Below are 4,719 nucleotides of genomic sequence, written 5' to 3'. Positions count from 1 at the left end.
TTTCACCAACTTGACAATTTTATGAAACACAGCCATAGCTTTGCTATGACTATATTTCATAAAATCACCAAGTTGGCAAAACTTGTCATTTTGCTAATCATTCCTACTTATGCAAAAATCTCCTTTAATATTTCTTAGTAATAAGACATCAGTATATTTAAACCCAATTTTACCCATCTTTTGCCTTATTTCGTTAAACTTGACCATTCGTCGTATTGTAATTAGGGTTTTTTATTGTGATATTATAGCCATAAAGATACAATAATCGCATTGAACGGTTGTGCCTTATAAGAGACGGCTACAAAAATGAATAGGCACCATAGAAAAAACCCACAAAACCAAAATTTTGTTGTCAATCACTCAACACACGATTGAGTATATAATAAAACACCCATGAATGACGCTATCAAAATTATAAAAAACGGCCTATGGAACAACAACCAAGCTTTGGTTGCCTTATTAGGTTTGTGTCCACTATTGGCAGTAACCAACAATATTACCAATGCAATAGGCTTAGGGCTTGCCACTACTTTTGTACTGGTGGCGTCAAATACCACGGTTTCAATTTTTCGCCATCACATTCGCAAAGAGGTTCGTATTCCAATCTTTGTACTACTTATCGCTTCTTTTGTAACCATTGTTGAATTGGCAATGCAATCATTCTTTTACGATTTGTATTTAATTTTAGGGATTTTCGTGCCGCTCATTGTTACCAACTGTGCCATTTTAGGTCGAGCAGAAGCCTTTGCCAGTAAAAATACTTGGGGTAAATCAGCATTAGATGGCTTAATGATGGGGCTTGGTTTTTCAATTGTGTTGATTATTTTAGGTGCCATGCGTGAGTTAATTGGCTCAGGCACTCTATTTGACCAATCAGCCTTATTATTAGGCGATTTAGGCAACACACTTAGTATCACTGTCTTTGAAGACTATCAAGGCACTTTACTGGCAATCCTACCACCCGGTGCATTTATTGGACTGGGATTGATTGTGGCACTCAAAAATTGGATTGATGCATAGCGTTAATGACTATTTAAATAGTCCTATTACCGACAGCATACCGCTCTTAACTTGGGTATTGAAAAAAAACCATGCTTGGTTAATTACCAACAAGGATTACACCTTAACCACAAAAGAAACCAACACCTTAAAAGCGCTGATTGAGCAACGCCAACAAGGTGTTCCGTTTGCCTATTTAAGTGGGGTAAAAGGTTTTTATCACTTGGATTTTATCGTAACGCCTGATACGCTTATTCCCCGCCCTGAAACCGAACTTTTAATCGACATTGCATTGGATTTATTCAAAGACAAATCATGTAAATTGCTAGATTTGGGCACAGGCAGTGGCATTATTGCCATCACCCTAGCAGACAAAAACCCGCATTGGCAAGTGGTGGCAACAGATTTTTCCAAGCAATCACTGGCAGTGGCCAAGCAAAATACAACCATTGATATTGATTTCCAACAAGGCAGTTGGTTTGCAGCTGTGCCAGACAGGCAATTTGATTTGATTATTTCCAACCCACCCTATATTGAACAAGATGACCCTTGTTTGAAGGATTTAATTCATGAGCCACAAACAGCGCTGGTGTCAGGCAAAGATGGCTTAGATGACATTAGAATTATTATCAAACAAGCACCGCAACACCTAACAAACAATGGATTCTTACTGTTAGAACATGGCTACAATCAACAACTAAAAATTGTTGACTTGTTAACAACAAATTTTACTCATATTCAAACATTTAAAGATTATAATTCTAATAATCGTGCTGTCTTGGCGCAACTTAAACCCTAAGGAAAAAATGAAAAAAATAATACCGTTATTGACTGTAATTTTATTACTAATGACAAGTGCGCATGCCGCTTGGTTTGGCGACGATGACAAACCCAAAACCACAACAACACAGGACCACAAAACCTACACCCTCAAATTAGCCGAAACTTGGCCAAGCAATTTCCCTATTTTTGGCGATGCAACGAAAAAATTTAAACAACTGGCAGAAGCAATGTCAAATGGACGCTTGAAAATCCGCATTGACTCTAAAAACAAACACAAATCAGCACTCGGTATTTTTGATTTTGTTAAATCAGGGCAATACGACCTAGGTCACTCAGGCTCCTACTACTGGAAAGGCAAAGACATCAACACCTTGTTTTTTACCTCAATGCCCTTTGATATGACGGCAACTGAGCAGCACGCTTGGTTTGAATACGGTGGCGGACAAGAACTGATGGATAAGGTTTACGCCAAACACGGCATCAAGTCCATCATCGGTGGCAACACTGGCAACCAAATGGGCGGCTGGTTTAAAAAAGAAATCAACACCATTGAAGATTTAAAAGGCTTAAAAATGCGCATCCCTGGATTTGCAGGCGAAATCATGGCAGCCGTTGGCGCCAAACCCACCAACATCCCAGCAGGCGAGCTCTACACCGCACTTGACAGAGGCACGATTGACGCACTCGAATGGGTCGGTCCGTCACTCGATTTGCGGATGGGTTTTCACAAGGTTGCACCCTATTATTACACAGGCTGGCATGAGCCAGGCAGTGAGCTACAATTTCTCATTAATTTGAAAAAATACAACACCCTACCAAAAGACTTACAAACGATTTTAATCACCGCCATGAAATTATCAGCCTATGATATGTATGCACATTCCAACGATGCCAGTGCCAAAAACTGGGCAACCATGAAAAAAGATTATCCCAATATCAAAGTCAAAACTTTCCCAAAACCTGTGTTTGATGCGCTGCGATCCGCTAATGATAAATTGCTAGATGAGCTGGCTAAAAAGAACCCACTGTCTAAAGAAATCATCAAATCTAGACACGATTATTTACAAAAAATCCGTGCTTGGACAAATATCTCTGATAAGGCTTATTTAAATAGTTTTGATTAACGCTCAATGTCGGTTGTTGCTAAGTATTTAAACGAACTCCCATCAGGAGGTGGTTTTGTTTATCGTGGTCAATCTGATGAGAGTTGGGGTTTAACCAGCACTTATTATCGGCGTTTTAATTTAAACAAATCAATCAATAAACAACGACAACCTTCACAAAAGCAGTTTCAAGACTATCATGAAACTTTGATTAATGATGCCAAAAGTTACCATTATCACAAAGAAGAATTAAGCAACCTTGAATTATTACTAGAACTACAACATTATGGCGCTGCCACAGGGCTTGTTGATTTTAGTCGTGATTTTTTAGTTGCCTTATGGTTTGCTTGCGACTCTAACAAAGATAAAGATGGTGGCGTTTTTGTTTTAAATAGCAGTGATATTGATAAATTTACCCAACCAAAGGATGACAAGAGTATTTTTTCCGAATGCGACAAATTACAATTTATAAACAGCAACTTTAAAAGCAATAATCGTATTTTTGCCCAAAAAGGGGTGTTTGTATTTGGCAATAAAACAATTGATAATGCAAAAAAAATTAAAATTTTAAAAAAACAAAAAAAACTAATTTTGCAAGAACTGAGTGCTATATTTTCTATTGATGAAAAATCCCTATTTCAAGATATTTATGGTTTTTCAATGGTCAATGATGTTAAGCACCCTATTTATGAAAAAACTGCAGAAGAATATCTCCTAGAAGGTAATCAGAATTATCATAAAGGCGAGTTTAAGAAGGCAATTGAGGCTTATAAAAAAGCCATTGATATTAAACCTGATGAAGAAGCTTATTATAATATGGGGCTTGCTTACACTATGTTAAATGAGAAAGTAAACTTTGAGGAGGTAATTAAGGCTTATAAAAAAGCCATTGAGATTAATCCTGATAAAGATGAGGCTTATTACAATATGGGGGGTGTTTACACTGTGTTAAATAAGTTTGAAAAGGCAATTAAAGCCTATAAAGAAGCCATTAAGATTAATCCTAATAAATATGGGGCTTATAACAATATGGGGCTTGCTTACACTGGGTTAGGTAAGTTTAAGAAGGCAATTGAGGCTTATGAAAAAGCCATTGAGATTGAGCCTAATAATTATGATGCTTATTACACTATGGGACTTTCTTACACTAAGTTAAGCAGGTTTAAAGAGGCAGTTGAAGTCTGTAAAAAAGCCATTGAGATTGAGCCTGATAAAAATGAGGCTTATAACAATATGGGGTTTGCTTACGCTGGGTTAGATAAGTTTGAGGAGGCAATTGAGGCTTATGAAAAAGCCATTGAGATTAATCCTGATAATTATGAGACTTATAACAATATGGGGGGTGCTTACGTTGGGTTAAGTGAGTTTGAAAAGGCAATTGAGGCTTTTAAAAAAGCCATTGAGATTGAGCCTGATAAAAATGAGGCTTATAACAATATGGGGCTTGCTTACGCTGGGTTAAGTGAGTTTGAGAAGGCAATTAGGGCTTTTAAAAAAGCCATTGAGATTAAGCCTGATGACGGTGGGGCTTATTACACTATGGGACTTTCTTACACTGAGTTAAGTAGGTTCAAAGAGGCGCTTGAGGCTTTTAAAAAAGCCATGGATTTAAATCCAGTAGTAATAAAAGACAGCAAACAACAAAAATGGCACGCACTAGAAACATGGATCAACAACCTACCTGATACTGACAAAAAACAGCAGTATCTGCATACGCTAAAGCGCTTAAAAGATGAATAAAGCCCTCAGTGTTACAACCACCACCCTACTACTGTTACTCATTGCCAATGTGTTTATTGATGTCGTGTTACGATACGCTTTTAATAATTCCTCA

At 37.4% G+C, this 4,719-nt stretch carries 4 protein-coding genes; all 4 read left to right on the top strand.

From position 1 onward, the window contains the following. Positions 1-393: 393 nt before the first annotated feature. The 4 genes from BBROOKSOX_RS08965 to BBROOKSOX_RS08950 are packed head-to-tail and all read left to right on the top strand — an operon-like array spanning position 394 to position 4,625. Entirely contained in the window at positions 394-1,020 is a 627-nt protein-coding gene (locus BBROOKSOX_RS08965; protein WP_010645854.1) for an electron transport complex subunit E, read from the top strand. Continuing rightward, positions 1,013-1,798, top strand: a complete 786-nt coding sequence (gene prmC / locus BBROOKSOX_RS08960; protein ID WP_139661188.1) for a peptide chain release factor N(5)-glutamine methyltransferase — start codon at positions 1,013-1,015, stop codon at positions 1,796-1,798. Before BBROOKSOX_RS08965 ends, prmC begins: the two co-directional genes overlap by 8 nt. A 7-nt stretch (positions 1,799-1,805) precedes the next feature. Then, positions 1,806-2,906 carry a TRAP transporter substrate-binding protein gene (locus BBROOKSOX_RS08955; RefSeq protein ID WP_139661185.1) on the top strand — a complete coding sequence of 367 codons (1,101 nt, stop codon included), beginning with the start codon at positions 1,806-1,808 and terminating at the stop codon, positions 2,904-2,906. A gap of 6 nt (positions 2,907-2,912) precedes the next feature. Further along, positions 2,913-4,625, top strand: coding sequence for a tetratricopeptide repeat protein (locus BBROOKSOX_RS08950; protein WP_139661183.1), 1,713 nt, complete (start codon positions 2,913-2,915; stop codon positions 4,623-4,625). The last annotated feature ends 94 nt before the right edge of the window (positions 4,626-4,719 follow it).

Source organism: bacterium endosymbiont of Bathymodiolus sp. 5 South (genome assembly GCF_900128535.1).
In the GTDB taxonomy this organism is placed as follows: Bacteria; Pseudomonadota; Gammaproteobacteria; order PS1; family Pseudothioglobaceae; genus Thiodubiliella.
Note: the sequence above shows the minus strand (reverse complement) of the source record. Positions and strands in the feature narration are given on the sequence as shown.

Bases quoted from the DNA above. Each gene is read 5' to 3' on its own strand.
- BBROOKSOX_RS08965 (WP_010645854.1), top strand. From the start codon at position 394: ATGAATGACGCTATCAAAATTATAAAAAACGGCCTATGGAACAACAAC.
- prmC (WP_139661188.1), top strand. From the start codon at position 1,013: ATGCATAGCGTTAATGACTATTTAAATAGTCCTATTACCGACAGCATA.
- BBROOKSOX_RS08955 (WP_139661185.1), top strand. From the start codon at position 1,806: ATGAAAAAAATAATACCGTTATTGACTGTAATTTTATTACTAATGACA.
- BBROOKSOX_RS08950 (WP_139661183.1), top strand. From the start codon at position 2,913: ATGTCGGTTGTTGCTAAGTATTTAAACGAACTCCCATCAGGAGGTGGT.